This is a genomic window from Dorea sp. OM07-5 (genome assembly GCF_003481355.1).
Lineage (GTDB): Bacteria > Bacillota > Clostridia > Lachnospirales > Lachnospiraceae > Dorea_D > Dorea_D hominis.
Genome location: NZ_QUKZ01000018.1, coordinates 15128 through 32590, shown reverse-complemented (window position 1 = coordinate 32590; position 17463 = coordinate 15128). Strand labels below are relative to the sequence as shown.

The window sequence follows — 17463 nt, the reverse complement described above, 5'->3', positions numbered from 1 at the left end:
TTTTCCGGCTTTGTCGTCTCGCCCGGCTTTTCCGGCTTTGTCGTCTCGCCCGGCTTTTCCGGCTTTGTCGTCTCGCCCGGCTTTTCCGGCTCTGTCGTCTCGCCCGGTGCATTTGCATCTACCGGATATAAAGAAAGGTTCGGCACAGTCAGAATATCTCTCCAATATGTATCATTATCATAATCGATATCATTTACATTTTCTCCATCGATCAGATTTCGATTCGTTGTTCCTGCAAGCTTCACATTATCACCCAATGCTTTTCCCGGTGTACTTGATTTGGAAACAGAAGCGCCACCTTCTAAGTATGCATTTGCTACGGAAATCGTTCCCATACCGCTTACTGCATTTCCACCTTCTCCAAAATGTCCATCGCCACCGACGCAGATGAGTTTTCCTTCTCCGGTAATGGTTCCGCCATTTAGCTCAACTGCTGTTCCGCCATTTGATGTAGTTGCATCTTTTCCACCGCCAAAGACAGCAAGTACGGCATCTTTTTCCAAAGTAAGTGTGCCATTAACCTTCAGTCCCCTCTGGCCGGTATAGCTTTTTCCTGTAGCAGCATCTGTTCCGGTAGGTGCCTCATCGCCGCGCACGAATACCTTTCCTTTCAATGAAACATTTCCATTTACGACAACGACCGGTTCTGTATTGTGACGTGCACTTGATCCATTGGCAATGTTGTTCGTATTTGAGTAAATTTTTGCATTTTCCAATGTGGCACCATCCTGCAAGATCAGTTGACCATTAATGGACGCTCCGTTCAGAAACTCGCCTTCTCCATAGTCGTTATAATTCATGGAAAATGTTCCGCCATTTTGTACTTCTACAACTCCCTGAATGACAGAATCTCGAAGTGTGAGCTTCGCACCGTCCCCAACAATAATTTTCACACTGGATAAAATATCCATATTTACCAATGTCAGATTGCATCCTTTTGGCAAGATCAATGTCTGCTTCTGTGCAGTGCCCTCTGATACAGCATATCCAAGTTCTCCATATGTGCCACTTGTGTGAGAACCATACCACGCTTTTACATCTGCCGGAACAGTGACCCTCTGATCGCCGGAAGCATCTGTAAAGTTTTTAATCGCCCACGGCTCCATATCATACATATATTTTCCGTCTGCCGTTTTCGTACAGTTTGATAACACAAGCTGATCTTTTAATGTTTCTTCTCCACTGAAAACACGAAACGGCAGGCTATTACTTGTCGCAGTATGTCCGTCTTCGTCTGTGATCGATACGCTGATATCATATGTACCTGCATTTGCAGGGGTTCCGGCTAACGTAAGGGAACCATCATGAACGGAATACACACCCGCCATCCCAGAATCATTTCCTTTGGATGCATCGTCGTGATTTACAATTATCACCGAAGACTCTTTGGATTTTATACGAATATCGCTTTCGCTTAAAAGCTTCCAATCATCTTTTGTCGGTTCCTGATCTGCATTTACAAGTGCAACCTCTACACTTGCATCACTGTTTTTATTTTGCGTCACATTCGTAGATGCACCACTGATTGCATCGTATCCTTTTTGATTTACAAGTGCCGACTCAAAGCTTCCGACTAGTCGCACGTAAAGCTTCATGTTATCGCCTGGCTTTGTATCCTGCGAAATTGTAAGCTTTCCATCCGCGATAGCAACTTTGAAAGCTAATGTTTTGTATCCGGTTGCCGTAATTGAAATCACATCACCATTTTTCAACGCTGCGGTCTGACTGTAGCTTTTCTGTGCAAATTCAACGGCGCCGTCCCGGATACGATATTTTCCACCCATAGAAGGTGTGAAACTATACGCTTCCCAGTCCGTGTCATTGACAGAGATTTTCGTGATCGCATCCGTATAATTTGCATCCGCAAATTTCAATTGCCATAATCCGTTGAACGAATCCTGCTTTACGGAAATGCTGTCAATGGTAATCTCTTTCTCTGCTGCCGATACGTTTACTTCACCTATTATCACACCTGTGATTAGCAATAATACTGCCAGCAGAAGTGTTTTGCATTTTCTCCTCATTCTCTTCAATAGTCTTTCCTCCATATATTTAGTTAGTCAATGCTAATCACAGATTAACATCATGTAGAGTTAGTGTCAACTAATTATTTTCTCAATAACGGTACGCGTACTCAAAAAGGAGCCCGTACCGCTCACGATACAGGCTCCCTTAATCTCCTGCCGCCATTGCCTCCGTCCCTGGCACCAATAACATTGATAGCACCATCGCCATACTTAATAAGATACTTATAAATTTCTTATTCATATTCATTTCTTCTTTCGGAAACAATTTGTAAACCTTAACATGCGTCCTTTAAGGTTTGTTTACTATACAAAAATGATAGCATATGCCCTTTGAATAATCACTTCAAATCAAACGTCTGTAAGACTTGGCGCGTGATGTTTCTTACGTTCTTTTTTATATTGATACATATCCTGATCCGCTCTGTCTTTGACAACTGCAATATCTTCATCTGAAAATGGAGCTGACCCGTAAGAAACGGTTGGGAAAAATGTGAACTTTCTTCGTTTCTCTGTCCACCGCCGCAGAAATTCCTGTTTGCATTCCTCTTCTTTCGCTCCGTTTTTCAGTAATACACAAAACTCATCCCCACCTATCCGATAACAATATCCAAAGTCTGCATATGCTTTTTTGATACATTCCGCAATATCCGCAAGGCAAAGATCACCTTTCACGTGACCATGACAGTCATTGACCTGTTTGAAATCATCCGCGTCAAACACCACCAGCACTCCTTTGTTGTATTTTACCTCCCTGGTCTGTTTCAAATAGCTGTTCTGATTCAAAAGTCCTGTGAGTGCATCCAACTGATTCCACATTTCATTGCAATAGATAAAATATAATACAGAAAGCAACGTAATACATAACCATGTTACATGAAGTTCAGGCAATGCAATCTGAATGGCTGTTTCCGCCATCACAAAAAGAATCAATGGATAGATCAGCATCCTGCTGCGATTCTGAAATTCTCTGGCTGTGACGATCGTAGATATCGAAAGATACAAAATTGCCCCAAAATACATGATGACATATATGTAAAAATGCGGACCACGTGAATAAATATTATCCACACTCACGGAGAATACCATTCCATATGGAATAGAAATCAACAAAAACATAAGATATGCGAGCTCACAACACACTGCAATTCTGATCTTTCGTCGGAGAGCTGTTTTTCTGTCCAATACATACACAAGACAGATAGACACCGCCGGCGACAGGCCAAACCCCAGATAATTAGACACAATATTCAGCCATCGGTATCCGGACGGCAAGCCATCCACAACCACTGTTATGACCTCCAGCACTGAAATTCCTGCGATCATAAGATAGGCCAGAAAAAAGCCACGCTTTTGTTTTTCGCTAAGCGATTCACTCAGATATGTGAGTATGCACATAAAGCATAAAACAAAAAGATCAATTGTAGTTAATACATAAAAATATCCATCCATTACAAAACTTCCCATTTTTCATCTATCACTGCTTTTTCACAAATATTTGCTTTGTTTATCTGCCGCAAAAGATTCTGTTTTCGAATTCATAAACCCTAAACTATATTCTAACAAACTATGCATGAAAAAGATATACACTTTCACATCTACATGCAAAATCCATTGTCAAAAAAATAGATGCATAAGATTGTTCTTTTCTCATGCATCTACTTCATAACAGGAGCATTCATCGTATTCTGCCGTCACAACAGACATTGAATGTTACCTTTTTTATATCTCTTCAGCTTTCACTAACGTAATGGTCCCGTTATCCAGGCATTCCACAAATTTGTAGACCAGATCCGGGTCAAATTGTTTTCCTGCGTCCTGAAGAAGTTTCTCTCTTGCTACACTCAACGAAAAGGCCTTCTTATAACAACGTTTGGACGTCATGGCATCAAAGGAATCTGCCACACACAGGATACGTGCTGTCAGAGGTATATCCTCTCCTGCGATCCGTCGTGGATATCCTTTGCCATCATAACGTTCATGATGACCGATAACAGCCGGAATAACATAATCCAGAGAAGGCAGATGACGGATAATATCGATAGACGATTCCACATGTCCCTTGATTATTTCATACTCGTCGTCTGTCAGTTTGCCGGCCTTATTTAATACATACTCCGGGATACCAATCTTACCAACATCATGTAAAAGGGCTGCCTGGCGAATGATCTCCACCATATCTTCATTCATGCCAAGTGCTGTTGCAAGCGCTGTTGCATAATAGGCCACATTTGTGGAATGGCTGAATGTATAATGATCTTTTGCATCGATTGCTGCTGTCAGTGCATAGATGGTTGATTCATATTCCTGATAAATATGTGCCCGGTTTGTTGACACTATATTCTTGTTGGCATTGCGGAACATGGTATCAAAGACCTGGATCCCGTTCTTTCCACTGTGTTTCACATGGTAAACTGCAAGATCCACATTCTCCAGCAGTTCCTTCACATTTTTTGCCGCATAAGGTGCCGCACTGATTCCCGCACTGATCGTAATTGCTTTCAGCTTCATGTCTGTCCTGCGATTATTCATAACAGAAATCTGCTTTTCAATGGATTCCACCAGATTTCTGGCTGAGAAAAGATCATATCCCGGCAACAAAACAGCATATTCTTTTCCACCGTAACGGGCAGCATATCCGTTTTCTCCCACACTGCTCTGGATGATTTTTGCAATGCGCTGGAGACACAGATCACCTTCTTTTAAACCATACAGCTGATTATATAACTTAAAATCATCTACATTGATAATTGCAAGTGCCAACGAGGCATCTTTATTCTTTTCAAATTCTTCATAAAGTACTTCATGGAAATATTTTCGATTCAACAAACCGGTCATCTCATCCGTTCTTGCCTCGATACAAGCTTTTTCGTACATTCTTGCATTTTTAATAGCAATAGAAGCCACCGATGTGATGTTTGAGATCAGTTCCACTTCATCATAGACCAATCTCTTTTTCCCGGAATCTGCCGTGATCAATATCACCCCTGCCAAAGTATCACCGTCTTTTAATCCGGCACAGTAGCGCGTGTGCTTCTTATCCAGATGATGTTTTTCTTCCTCCCACATGGACTTATATTCTACAGAATAGCGAAAATCCCTGTAAACCAGCGGCTCTTCATGATCTTTCAGCCATTGTATCATCGGATTTTCTTCTTCCAGAGAAAATGCCAGATCGTTAAGAGGCTGGTCACTTGCAACTCCACAGTAAGTCTCTCCGGGTGCTTTCTGCATACATATATAGATATTGCCCACATCCATCAATTCTTTCATCACCCGGATGGTTCGATCCAGAATTTCCTGAAGATCCAGGGTTTTTGAAATTGCCGAATTAAATTCCCTTAACTTCTCCGCCTGATGATTCTCTTCCTTTACAAATACACTGCGGATCAAAAGCTTCCACAGATAAGTAAAGATTGCATAGGTAATCAGAAAAACAATGGCAAATACAAGGGTGTACATGGTGATATTCTTATCCGGCTGCATATGGAGAATTTTTTGCAGAAACGGCATGATATTTAAAAATACAAAAATAGAAAACAGCAATCCTACACCATAACATAAACTGGGAGATGCCAGCATCTGGAGGCGGAATAATCGTCTTCGGATCAGTGCATAAAACAGTAAAAATACATTTACTACACCACTTAAAATATCGATCGGAAAGCCGCTGAAAAAAGGAATTCCAAGAAATGCATTGCCAAGAAACAGTACAAGCACTCCCATCATCACCGGTTCATACTGAACTTTCATGGTAGGATTTTCTTTACAGATCCGTATAAGAATTACGAAAAGGTGGATCAGAAAAAATCCTGCCGGGATAAAAAATGCAATAATAGATGGCTTAATCTCATATACAAAGCTTTGTACCCCTCTTTTTTCTACCATCTCAGGGGCTTCCAGAAAAGCTCCAAATTGGGCATTTACCCAAAAGCAGATCAGCATGATCACCAGGTATATTCTACCGGCGGATCCGTTCCTGACTCCGCCAAAGGCAAGAATAAAACGGTAATACGCATATGGCAGTAATAAGATTCCCAACAGGGAAACCTGATACCAGAATTCGCATCCCGGCCAGAACTGTGCACGCATAAAGGCAGAACCTCCGGTCCAGAAAAGTAATCCCGTCAATACCACCAGAAAACTGTTTATTATTTTATTTTTCTTTGCTGTCAAAAACATCAACAGCAGAAAGCCATAGCACAGCATGGCTATAATTGATATATATCCGTAGGTTCCCATAAATTTCCCTTATCCCATTCTTTGCTTCACTCATAACTGTTCCATGCCTGCACAGTTATCTTACTTTATTTAGATATTCCTGCACATCCAGTAATTCCTTCATATCGTAATGAGAAGGATTCATCTGATGTATCTTTTTGCCTGTCTTTTTCTCATAGGCTTCAAAGGTTCCACAGGTGAAAATTGTCACCTGTAACGGATCCATACCCAGAATCTTTTTCAGATCCCGATAATCCTGATCAATATATTTGAAATATGTACTCAGTAAATCCTTTAAAATATTGGCACTCATGGCATTGCTAAGAAGTGCCTCCTGTTCCAGTTCCACATACATGTGAAGATACGGTCGATTCTGTTCATTGTATTCTTTCGTTGCCACCCAGTTGGTGATCGGAAGTTTGGAAAGGCTGATTACACTTCGAATTCCATTTTCCGAAATTCTGGTAAATCCTGCGATATCAATGATCCAGGGTACCCGGTCCACATATTCAAAACGGGGAATCCTGGTCTCATCTTCCCGGTTTTCCAATCCCACACAGCGATACATATCTCCACAACGATAGCGGGCAAACGCACCGCCCTTCAGAATCGTAAATACCAGCTCATACTTTTCACCAGGTCTCACCTCATCCATCAGATAGGTAGGCGGAATATAAGAAGGATCGTCATAATTCCTCATCATATCCTTCTCTGTGATAAACTCATAGAACGCAGTATCCGGGAAGAAATACATTCCCTTTCTTGTCCATGTCTCTGTACCCATAATGGAAGGCTCCGTACCGGCGAACAATTCCATGGGACGAATGCCCCAAAGTTCTTCCAGATCATCTTTATAACACAGGTTATCCGTACCTGCCACCATAAATCCTTTTAGATGAAACAGATCCTTTGGGAGAAATGTTCTGTTTTCTCTCTTACACCGGCGCTTTGCCTGGATCATACGTAAGATCATATGAGGCTTGCATTTCATAAGGCTTGACAGTTTAATGCCGCCACCTCCGCCACTGGTCAAAGAAGAAAGACTCAGACTCACTGCATAAGCCACACTTCCAAGGCCAAAGAAAAAACCAAGATCCTTCTGCATGGCCATCTTAAATCCCAGTTTATTTCTTTCGCTGAAGCTCATATTTACTGCTTCATCAACTGCCGGTAAAAATTCAATACCGATCTCCTCACCCAATGCCAGCGGAAAAAGTCCGGTTGCAAAAGGCAACGGTGCCAGGGCATACAAAAATTTGTCTGTAGCTGCCACATCAAAAGAGCCCTTTTCTTTACTGGTAGAAAGAATCAGACATGCTGTCACGTTGTTGCGATAGGTATCCAGCATGCTTCTGGTATAGGGCGCCACCTTAATGGGATGCTTTCCACCCTCCCAGGTCGTCTGGATCCAGATAACCGGATTGCCCGGAAGCATATACGGCTGTTTGGTAAGCAGCACATCTGCATAGTCTTCATAGGTTGTCAATGGTACCATTTTTCGAAATTCATCCAGATTGCTCGGATGCTTTCCCTTCAAAATAGACTGTCCCAGACCACAGTTACTCCATAACCGGATCTGCTCCTCCATCAATCGCCGTTGAATTTTCATATATCCATCCATGGACAAATCAAGAAATCCACAGTACTGCTGCCAGATTTCTTTATACTGTTGTTTCTTTAATTTTTCTTCTAAATTCATAGTCTGTCCGCTCCAGATCGATCATTGTTTTCTGACACTATAGAAACATGCCTGTATGCTTTCTTTATTTGGTATTAAAAAAGGTGTATGTTTCTGATATTCCCTATAATTAAAAAACGTCTGCGGAAAAGTCCACAGATCCTGAAAAATGATATACAGATAATTCCAAAAAATCATAAGTAAAAAATAGATTCCCTGTTTCCATCCGCCAAACATTCCCCACATACAAAGATATGCACCTGCAAACCACAAAACACCTGGATGCCGACACAATCCATACACCCCTTCTGTGTATGCAGCCCGTAACCTGTTTTCTTCACAATAGGTTTCCTCAAAAGGAAGGGCGAAAAACAAGGTGTATATGAGAAGTGCCAAAAAGCACATCGCTCCAATTCCGAATCCAATCATTCTTCCAATCCTGTGACTGCACTGTCCCCATGCAAGCCAAAGTTCCATGAACAGTGACAAAACAACCAGAATAGTGCCCACTGCAAAAAATTTTTGTAAATGTCTGTTCTGTTTTCTAACACTATTTATATCGTAAATAAAGTACAGAAGAAATCCTGCACTGCCTAAAATAATCTGCTGCATGTCCATTCTCCGAATTTTGTGCACAATAATATACAGACGCATAATCACGCACTTTTAATTATAATAAAAGTCACTATAAATAGCAAGAATAATTTGGTTTTGATGTACAAAGGAGATTTTATTTCCTATACATATGCTATGCATAATGCATAACTCCATGATCATGCCATTCCACCGTGCCACGCTTATTCTTAATCCCAAGTTCTACCAGCCTTTTGGCAATCGTACCACTGCCAATTCCCTGCAAATACACATCATATAAAAGGAAAGGGCGATCTGCAAATGCAAAACTGCGCGAAACTTAAATTCGTTGTATTTTCCATTGTAGTCAAAGAAAAAGCACTATAAATCGTGATCAGCAAACGATTTCAGTGCTTTTTTACGTGTTATTCTATTAAATTTTACCTATTAGCTTATATTTCAACTTTAACTATGGTGTTGTGAAGTTTAATCAACTTTCAGCATCCGATACCCCACGCCAATGTGTGTTTGGATATATTGTGGAGAGTTCGGTTCTTTCTCGATTTTTTTACGAAGTGTTGCCATAAACACACGAAGGGAAGCAATATCATTATCCCAGCTACTTCCCCAAATGCTTTGCGTAAGGAAAGTATGGGTCAGAACTTTTCCTATATTTCTTGTCAACAGGCAAAGCAACTTATATTCAATAGGTGTTAAATGCAACTCTTCTTCATTCAAATAAGCACAACCTGCAGCATAATCTACACGAAGTTTTCCGTTTACAAAAACAACCGCTTCGGCAGGGGATACTTTTTGCATCATCGATAACCTTCTTTGCGTGACTCGTAGTCTGGCAAGCAGTTCCTCAACAGAAAATGGCTTTGTTAAATAATCATCTGCGCCAGCATCCAACGCATCAATTTTATCGGTATCTTCACTGCGAGCACTGATTACGATAATTGGCATGTTTGACCAAGTACGGATTTTTTTAATAATCTCAACACCATCTATATCAGGAAGTCCTAAATCAAGTAAAACAATGTCAGGATTGTGTGAAGATGTTTCTAAAATTGCCGATTGACCATCGGGTGCCGTCAGATATCGGTATTCGTGTGCTTTTAAGGTTGTTGTAATTAAATTTCTGACAGATGTGTCATCTTCTACAACTAATATTAGTAACTTATTCATATACTTTGACCTCCCCTGCCGGTAATGTAAATGTAAATACTGTTCCGTGCGGCAGATTATCTGAAACAGTAAGTTCTCCGCCGTGGGCGTTAATAATGGACTTGCACAAAGATAATCCGAGTCCTAAACTTCGGCGGCTGTCTGCAATTTGATTTGCACCGCTATAGAACATGTCGAATATCCGTGGCTTTATTTCGTCAGCAATTCCGTTTCCGTCATCCGATATAGATACGATTGCTTGTTTTCCCCGCTTTTCTGTCCGAATAACAATATGAGAGTTTTTAGGTGTGTATTTGATAGCATTATCAACAATATTGATGATTACCTGAACAATAAGCCTTGCATCCATTTTTGCAAGAAGAAATTCTTCTTTGCTTTCAACGGAAATATGATGTTCTTCACTCTTTCGGTTAATATGATGTAACGCTTCTGTGATCACGTCATCCATCAAATCTTCCGTTATACGGAGATTCAACCGTCCTTCTTCAATCCGGGTTACAGCCAGCAAGTTTTCTACAAGGTTAATCAGCCACATGGAATCATCATATATATCCATGTACAGCTGCTTTTTTGTATCATTATCAAAGGAATCGCCGTTGGACAAAAGATTGCTGGCATTACCGGAAATGGATGTCAGCGGTGTCCTCAAATCATGTGAAATAGCACGCAGCAGGTTCGCTCGCAACTGTTCATTTTTTGCAAGAATGGCCGCCTCCTGTTTCTCACGGGCATTTTTCTCATTTTCCAAAGCCAGGGCACATTCTCCGAGAATGGATAGTAGAATACTGTTTTCAAATGGATCAAGAGGTATTTCTCCCATCACGATTCCAATAACTCCATATACCATACTGCTGCTGCGAACAGCATGGTACAGGCATTTTGCATTGGAAAGCGTTCCTGTTGTAGCTCCGGCACGTTTATTGTTTTTCAATACCCAGCCGGCAACGGCCTTTTCATTTTCGGAAATACACGATTCCAAATTTTCTTCAGTTACAGAAAAAATATGCGGCGTATCCAACACTTCTCCATCAGCTAAATAAAAAACGATATCTTTTCCCAAGAGTTTAATGAGCTGATTTGAAGTTGCAGATACAATTTCATTTTGATCTTTTGCCTGTTGCAATAGCTGGTTTGTATCAAATAACACTTTGGTACGGTAAGCAGATTGTGCCGCCTGTTTTGCTTGGTTTTTAATCCGTATAGCAAGAGAACCGGTTAAAAATGCCGCCAAAAACATGATAATAAAGGTAACAGGATAACCCTGATCATACGCCTGCAAGGTAAATTGAGGTTCCGTAAACAGGAAATTAAAGACCAAAACACTTACAATCGAGAAAATTAGGCTGTATATCTGATGTTTCGTGATGACAGCGGTGACAAGAACACCTAAAACAAAAACAGTAATGATATTTGCTTTGTCAAATCCAAATTTCTGGAAAATCATTCCGACTAAACCGGATAAAATCAGAATCGCAGTAGATTTTAATGTATCAGTGACAGAGAATACGATATGGTTCTTTTTCCTGCCCCCTCTTAACTGATACACTGCCGCATTAGAAACCGTATCCGGAATAATATGCACATCCAGGTTAGGGGCATAATCAATCAATTTTTCTGTCAGGGTCGGTTTGCTGAACAAATGCCGTTTTGTAGCAGAACTACGTCCGATCACAATCTTTGACACACCGGACAAACGAGCAAATTCCGCAATCTGAAACGGAACATCTTCTCCGTAAACTATTTCTATTTTTGCCCCAAGCTGCTCAGCAAGACGAATATTTGAACGCAGGCGTTTTACATTTTCCTCGCTCATCACCGAAAAATCTGGGGTTTCTACAAACAGAGCCGTAAACTCCCCTTTAAAAACAGAAGCCATTTTTGCGGCTGTACGGATAATTTTCGCATTGGATGGAGAAGAAGATAGACATACAAGAATATGTTCGCCTGTGTGATAATCTCCATGATTTTTTATGCGGGTATTTTCTGTGAGGATATTCACCCGGTCCGCACATCGCCGCAGTGAAATCTCCCGGAGAGCTGTCAAATTTTCTATTGTAAAAAAATTTTCTACTGCCTGTTTTGCCTGTGTCTGTCCGTATACATTTCCTGTATTCAAACGGTTGATTAAATCCTGTGGTTCAATATCTATTAATTCAACCTGATCTGCATTATCAAAAATAGAATCCGGGATGCGTTCCCGCACAACAATTTCCGTAATGGATGCAACTGTATCACAAAGGCTTTCAATATGCTGAACATTGACAGTCGTATAGACATCAATCCCTGCATTCAAAAGTTCCTTAATGTCCTGATACCGTTTTGCATGACGGCATCCTTCGGCATTCGTATGCGCAAGTTCATCTACAAGGATAAGCTGTGGTTTTCTTTTCAACGCCATGCCAATGTCGAATTCGTCCAGTATCATACCATTATAAAAAACTTCTCTTGTAGGAAGAACTTCTAAGCCATTCAAAAGAGCTGCTGTTTTGGGACGTGCGTGGGGTTCTACATAACCGACTACCACGTCAATTCCCTGCTGTTTTTCCATATGAGCTGCTTCTAACATGGCGTAGGTTTTACCCACACCAGCTGCATATCCGAAAAAGATTTTCAAATGTCCTTTATTACGTTTTTCTTCATCAGCTTGGATTTCCTTTAATATCTGATCCGGATTGTGTCTGCTTTCACTCATACGGTCATCTCCTTGTACAAAAACATTATATAGAATAATACGTAAATTTCAGAAAAGCATTTTAGCACTGACATTAAAATCGCATAAAGATTATACCACCTTTTCTTCTTTTTTTCCATTCGGGCGTGTAGCCGAAAGCAGAAAACGCTCCAAAAAATCACGCAATTTTTCGACAAATAGACCCTTCATACAATTAATGTCATTTTGCCATATCACTCTCGCTGGTTTCTCAATCGTGTTGATGAGATGTACCGCAATGTCTATAGAGCCTGGAGTAATGCCACTTTGCTTTATTTGAAAGGATAAGGAACAATACTCATCTTTCAAAATATCGTTGGAATTTTCTATGATAAATCCAAAATCAAGTTTATTATTTTCCAGCCCATTTATTATTTCACTTACAGAACCGTAGAACAGGTTCAGCTCATAGTTTGGGTATTCGCTTGAAAATTGTTCTAATGGATCTGCAATAGAATCTATGATTGCAGGTGTTTCAAATCCAATCCTGAGCTTAGAATCTGAAATAAGTTTTTGAGATTGATTTTCCTTGAAAAATTTATCCAGCTTTTCCATAAGAAAATAACCATAAATAAATGCTACCAATACCACTATAAGTAAAACAAAGTCTTTCATATCACCAACTTCTTTCAAAAATTAAATATGAAAACATTTTTGAATATGTTTCGTCTCCCCAAGAACAAGCATGGTACTGTCCTTTAACAACTGCGTATCGGAACTTATTTTCAAATTCATAATATCATTTGTTTTCAGCGCCATAATATTGATGTTATATTTTTTTCGTATATCCAACTGACCGATTGTTTTTCCTATCCATTCTCCCGGTATAGATACTTCAAAGATTGCATGTTCTTCATCTAGTTCTATGTAATCGAAAATATGATCAGCACTATAACGGATCGCAACCATATCGGCAACCTGCCTTTCGGGATAAACAATTTCATCTGCGCCGTTTCGTAAAAGAAATTTTGCATGAACATCACGAGCGGCACGAGACACCACCATTCTTGCACCGAGTTCCTTCAAAAGGGACGTTACTTCCAATGAATTCTGAAAGTCATCTCCGATAGCCACAATACAAACATCAAAGTTCCCAACACCAAGCGAACTTAAAAAATCCTCATTAGTCGCATCCCCAATCTGAGCGTTAGTTACAAAGGGAAGTACAGCATCAACTCGAGTATCTTTTTTATCTACCGCCATCACCTGATGATGTAATTCATCTAATTTTATAGCAATATGCCGTCCGAATCTTCCCAGACCGATAAGTAATATTGATTTCATTTTTTTATTCTCCTTAACCTACTGTAATTTTTTCCTGAGGATATTTTGAACCGTTAGGCTTTTTTTCAGAAACGGTGGCAAAAATCAAGGTCAATCCTCCCACTCTGCCAAAAAACATCAGGCAAATCAAGATTATATGGGAAAAACCCCCCAGGTCAGGAGTTATTCCCAGCGATAACCCTACCGTCCCAATTGCCGACGCCGTCTCAAACAAAGCGGTCATAAGTGGAATATCTTCTGTTCTGCAAATTACCATTCCTCCGACAAGGAATAAAACGATATACATTAAAAAAATCGTAGCTGCATTTCTGATAGTGCCATCCGGAATTTGTCTGCCGAAAAAATGGGTGTGTTCCTTTTTTCTAAATACAGATAATGCCGATGAAACGAGAACTGCAAGAGTTGTCGTTTTCATACCACCTGCAGTGGAACCAGGCGAGCCACCGATGAGCATCAGCATAATGATAAGCATTTGCCCAACTTCACTGAGTAAAGTCAAATCTGCCGTATTGAATCCTGCTGTTCTCGGCGTAACGGATTGAAACAAAGAAACCCATACTCTTTCTGTAAGAGGCACATTTGAAAACTCAAAATAAAAAAAGTAAAGAGCCGGTAAGAATATCAATATTCCTGTTACCATAAAAATCACCTTGCTTTGCATCCGGTATTTTTTAAAATGCCATTTATGATTCTTTATATCCTCCCAGGTAAGAAATCCAATACCTCCTGCAATAATCAGCATCATAATTACAAGATTTACAATCGGCTGTACAGAATAAGAGGTCAACGAGGAAAAAGGGGCTCTTATACCGATTAGATCAAATCCTGCATTGCAAAAAGCAGAAATAGAATGGAACAGTGAATACCATATTCCTTTCCAAAACCCAAAGTCCCTGCAAAAAACAGGGGCTAAAAGAACCGCACCAATGATTTCGATAAGAATAGTAGTCCGAATAATAAATTGCGTTCTCCGCACAATACCACCCACCGTTGGAGCCGAAATTGCCTCTTGCATGGTACTTCGCTGCATCAACCCGATTTTGCGTCCGGAAACAACAGCAATCGCAATAGCAATCGTAATAATTCCCATACCTCCGATTTGAATCAGCAGTAAAATAACTCCTTGGCCAAATAAAGACCAGTAGGTTGCCGTATCATGAACAACCAGTCCCGTCACACAAACCGCAGAAGTTGCGGTAAACAAAGCATCCAAAAAGGAGGTACACTGACCGCTTTTTGTAGCAATCGGCAGCACCAAAAGCAGACTGCCTAAGAGAATCACGGATAAAAACCCTAAACTAATCACTTGAAATGATGTTATATGTCGATGTCTTGATCTGTTTGTCTGTTGCATAACTATATCCCCATAATCTTAATTTCTTTTTTATATTGCTTTATTCTATCTTTATTTGTATTAAATGGGCGTAAGTAAGTTTGTTTTGAAATTAAGATTGTATAAAGATGAGCAAAAGTTACTCTTTGATTCCAATTAAAAAGACGATAATCAATTCAATGTGTGTAAAATGATTATCGTCTTTCTTTTTTCATAAACACCACAAACTTCGTTAAAGCTGATTTTTACAAAACCCCTAAAAAGTTTATAGAGCCAAAATTATTCTCGCTACCGCAAGTGACAGCGAGCTAAGCGGCATCCCACTGACGATCGGAGAGAACAGCTTGTCGAGATCTACCGTCGCATACGTTCCTATCCACATGGAGGATCCCACAAATACGCACACAACCGGAATGCTTCCCCTCGCTCCCAGAATCATTGCCGCAACAATCACGAGAACATGCATCGAAGTCGTCGATACGTTCCAATACTGAATATATCCAAGATAAGAGAATGCAAAAACAGTCTCGAAAATTGCTTATTAAGCCACCTTAAAATATTTCCATATGTTCCGAGATTTTCCCGATATACGGGACGATCTGGCGATTCGCGAGATTTTTTCTCGGAGGAATTCTAATTTTGTACGCAAAAAAAAGATACTTTTGGCCGAAATATGCCATCTCATAAGAGCATTGCCGACTTGAAACAATCGTTTCTCTATGAAAACATAATTCGCACTTATGCTTTTATATATATGCATGACACACTGTATTAGTCTAGCTCTATTGAATCTGAAATATAGTACTTAAATTTATTGTTATTACAATACTTTTTAATCTTAGATATTAATTTTTTATCCTTCGTATATTCTAACAGATACACTCTCATTCCATCTTTTTTGCATAACTTTACATAATTTGAGAAATATTTATGTACATCCTTCGGTTGCTTACCGAATGTGTTTTTGTTAAATAGAATCCTACTCCAGACAGACTCCTGATTAACAGCTGTCATAATGCTCTTCATAGTTCCGTATTGACTTTTATATTTTTTTACGAAAACATCGCCACCATTAATAATAACTTCTTTTTTAAGTGACTTGATATTTCTTAATATTTTAACAAGACCAACAAAATTTTTCTTTGTTTTTGCATAGCAATAAACATCGCAATTATCTATAAAGAACCCATCCACGCCTTTTTTTAATAACTTTCCAGATAATCCTTTTATAAACTTCTGCCATTCTAGGCTAGAAACATCGATCCATTTCTCTTCATCCCAGTTTTCATAATCACCTATCGCAAGATGCTCATAATCCTTGTAATACTTTCTAAAGTTCTCAATAGAGCCGACATTCAAATACGTATTAACCTTAACGCCTTTTTTATGCAAGGTTTGAATGTCTCTCTTTGAAAAATATTGAGCATCTATGACCACTTCTTTGTAATCATAGAGTTTTTTCATTTCTGATGCATCTATGCTCAAGAAGACACCATATTCTTTTTTCTTTTTATTAATATTTGAATGTTGCTTATTCCTTGCAGTTACCGGTACTTTAGTTATCACTGTGCTTGTTGAGGCTTCGGTTGTAGCGAACAATTGTGTGCCCTGTGGTACTGCGTTAAGAACCAGGATCATTGTCAATAGAAATATCAATATTTTCCTACGCATTGTACTATCCTTTCCTTTCTGTTTATTTAACCATCAATCAGCAGATCTGTTAACCTGCTTTTTTTCGATTCAATAGTGGAAATGTCTTTTTCCAGCTGTTTTACCCTTTTCAGTTCGGTATCATCCTTTAAAATATCCTCAATCGTATTCAGCACCGATTGGAGAACATCATCAAAATTATCAGTCAGAAGCCGGAATGCTTCCAGAAAAGCGTTTTCAATAATCACTTCATCTACCGCCTTGCAGTTCGGACAATTATCAATCCCGTTTTTTGTAGCATTCATACACTGCCAGACAGGTTTTTTCGTTGTAGTCGTCTGATGTCTTGTCCTTCTGGATAATTTATGACCACAATACCCACATTCAAGCATACTGCTGAATGTGAACCGTCTTGTATAACGCTCTCTGTTTCCAGTTGTCTGCATCAGCTTTGGTTTGGCACGCTTCAATCGAATCTCTTCTGCTTTATCCCAGATTTCTCTTGATACGATTGCTTCATGGTGATCCCGAATATAATATTGATTTTCCTCTCCCATATTAGCAAGTCTTCTCTTTGAAATCGGATCAACTGTAAATGTCTTTCCAAGAAGCACATCACCTTTATACTTCTCATTTTTAATCATTCCCATAACTCCATGGTCATGCCACTCCACTGTGCCACGCTTATTTTTTTCAGAAAGCTGTTCACTCCCGCTGGCATAATCGGACGTCCATGCTTTGTATTGAAGATGAATCCACTACGTCCACCAATCTCCACATTACTCTGTTCTCCGTATATACG

Annotated in this window: 12 protein-coding genes; all 12 read right to left on the bottom strand. The window is 39.8% G+C overall.

What is annotated here, in order from left to right; all coding sequences use genetic code 11:
- On the bottom strand, nucleotides 1-2024 hold a 2024-nt coding region (locus DXC04_RS13520; RefSeq protein WP_442873199.1), incomplete at its 3' end, for a hemoblobin-interacting domain-containing protein.
- A gap of 351 nt (nucleotides 2025-2375) precedes the next feature.
- Nucleotides 2376-3491, bottom strand: coding sequence for a GGDEF domain-containing protein (locus tag DXC04_RS13515; protein ID WP_243112157.1), 1116 nt, complete (start codon nucleotides 3489-3491; stop codon nucleotides 2376-2378).
- 255 nt (nucleotides 3492-3746) lie between these two features.
- On the bottom strand, nucleotides 3747-6233 hold the full coding sequence (locus DXC04_RS13510) for an HD domain-containing phosphohydrolase (protein WP_279220508.1): 2487 nt from the start codon (nucleotides 6231-6233) through the stop codon (nucleotides 3747-3749).
- An 88-nt stretch (nucleotides 6234-6321) separates the two neighbouring features.
- A complete protein-coding gene (locus tag DXC04_RS13505; RefSeq protein WP_118661216.1) occupies nucleotides 6322-7944 on the bottom strand; it encodes a GH3 family domain-containing protein in 1623 nt (540 codons plus the stop codon).
- Nucleotides 7945-8982: 1038 nt separating this feature from the next.
- Nucleotides 8983-9684 (bottom strand): response regulator, encoded by a 702-nt coding sequence (locus DXC04_RS13495; protein WP_118661214.1) that lies wholly within the window; start codon nucleotides 9682-9684, stop codon nucleotides 8983-8985.
- Nucleotides 9677-12376: a sensor histidine kinase gene (locus DXC04_RS13490; RefSeq protein ID WP_118661213.1), complete on the bottom strand. Its 2700-nt coding sequence runs from the start codon at nucleotides 12374-12376 to the stop codon at nucleotides 9677-9679. The genes DXC04_RS13495 and DXC04_RS13490 overlap by 8 nt, the downstream gene beginning before the upstream one ends.
- Nucleotides 12377-12466: 90 nt before the next feature.
- Nucleotides 12467-13009, bottom strand: a complete 543-nt coding sequence (locus DXC04_RS13485) for a LysR family transcriptional regulator (protein WP_118661212.1) — start codon at nucleotides 13007-13009, stop codon at nucleotides 12467-12469.
- A gap of 21 nt (nucleotides 13010-13030) precedes the next feature.
- Nucleotides 13031-13678: a potassium channel family protein gene (locus tag DXC04_RS13480; RefSeq protein ID WP_118661211.1), complete on the bottom strand. Its 648-nt coding sequence runs from the start codon at nucleotides 13676-13678 to the stop codon at nucleotides 13031-13033.
- Nucleotides 13679-13691: 13 nt separating this feature from the next.
- A complete protein-coding gene (locus DXC04_RS13475) occupies nucleotides 13692-15032 on the bottom strand; it encodes a TrkH family potassium uptake protein (protein ID WP_118661210.1) in 1341 nt (446 codons plus the stop codon).
- 244 nt (nucleotides 15033-15276) lie between these two features.
- Nucleotides 15277-15477 carry a hypothetical protein gene (locus tag DXC04_RS15615; protein WP_158580511.1) on the bottom strand — a complete coding sequence of 67 codons (201 nt, stop codon included), beginning with the start codon at nucleotides 15475-15477 and terminating at the stop codon, nucleotides 15277-15279.
- Between the two features lie 305 nt (nucleotides 15478-15782).
- Nucleotides 15783-16649: an endo alpha-1,4 polygalactosaminidase gene (locus tag DXC04_RS13470; protein WP_118661227.1), complete on the bottom strand. Its 867-nt coding sequence runs from the start codon at nucleotides 16647-16649 to the stop codon at nucleotides 15783-15785.
- A 59-nt stretch (nucleotides 16650-16708) separates the two neighbouring features.
- The gene (locus DXC04_RS13465; RefSeq protein ID WP_243112156.1) at nucleotides 16709-17305 is read right to left on the bottom strand and encodes a recombinase family protein; all 597 of its coding nucleotides are present in this window, start codon (nucleotides 17303-17305) and stop codon (nucleotides 16709-16711) included.
- Nucleotides 17306-17463 lie beyond the last annotated feature (158 nt).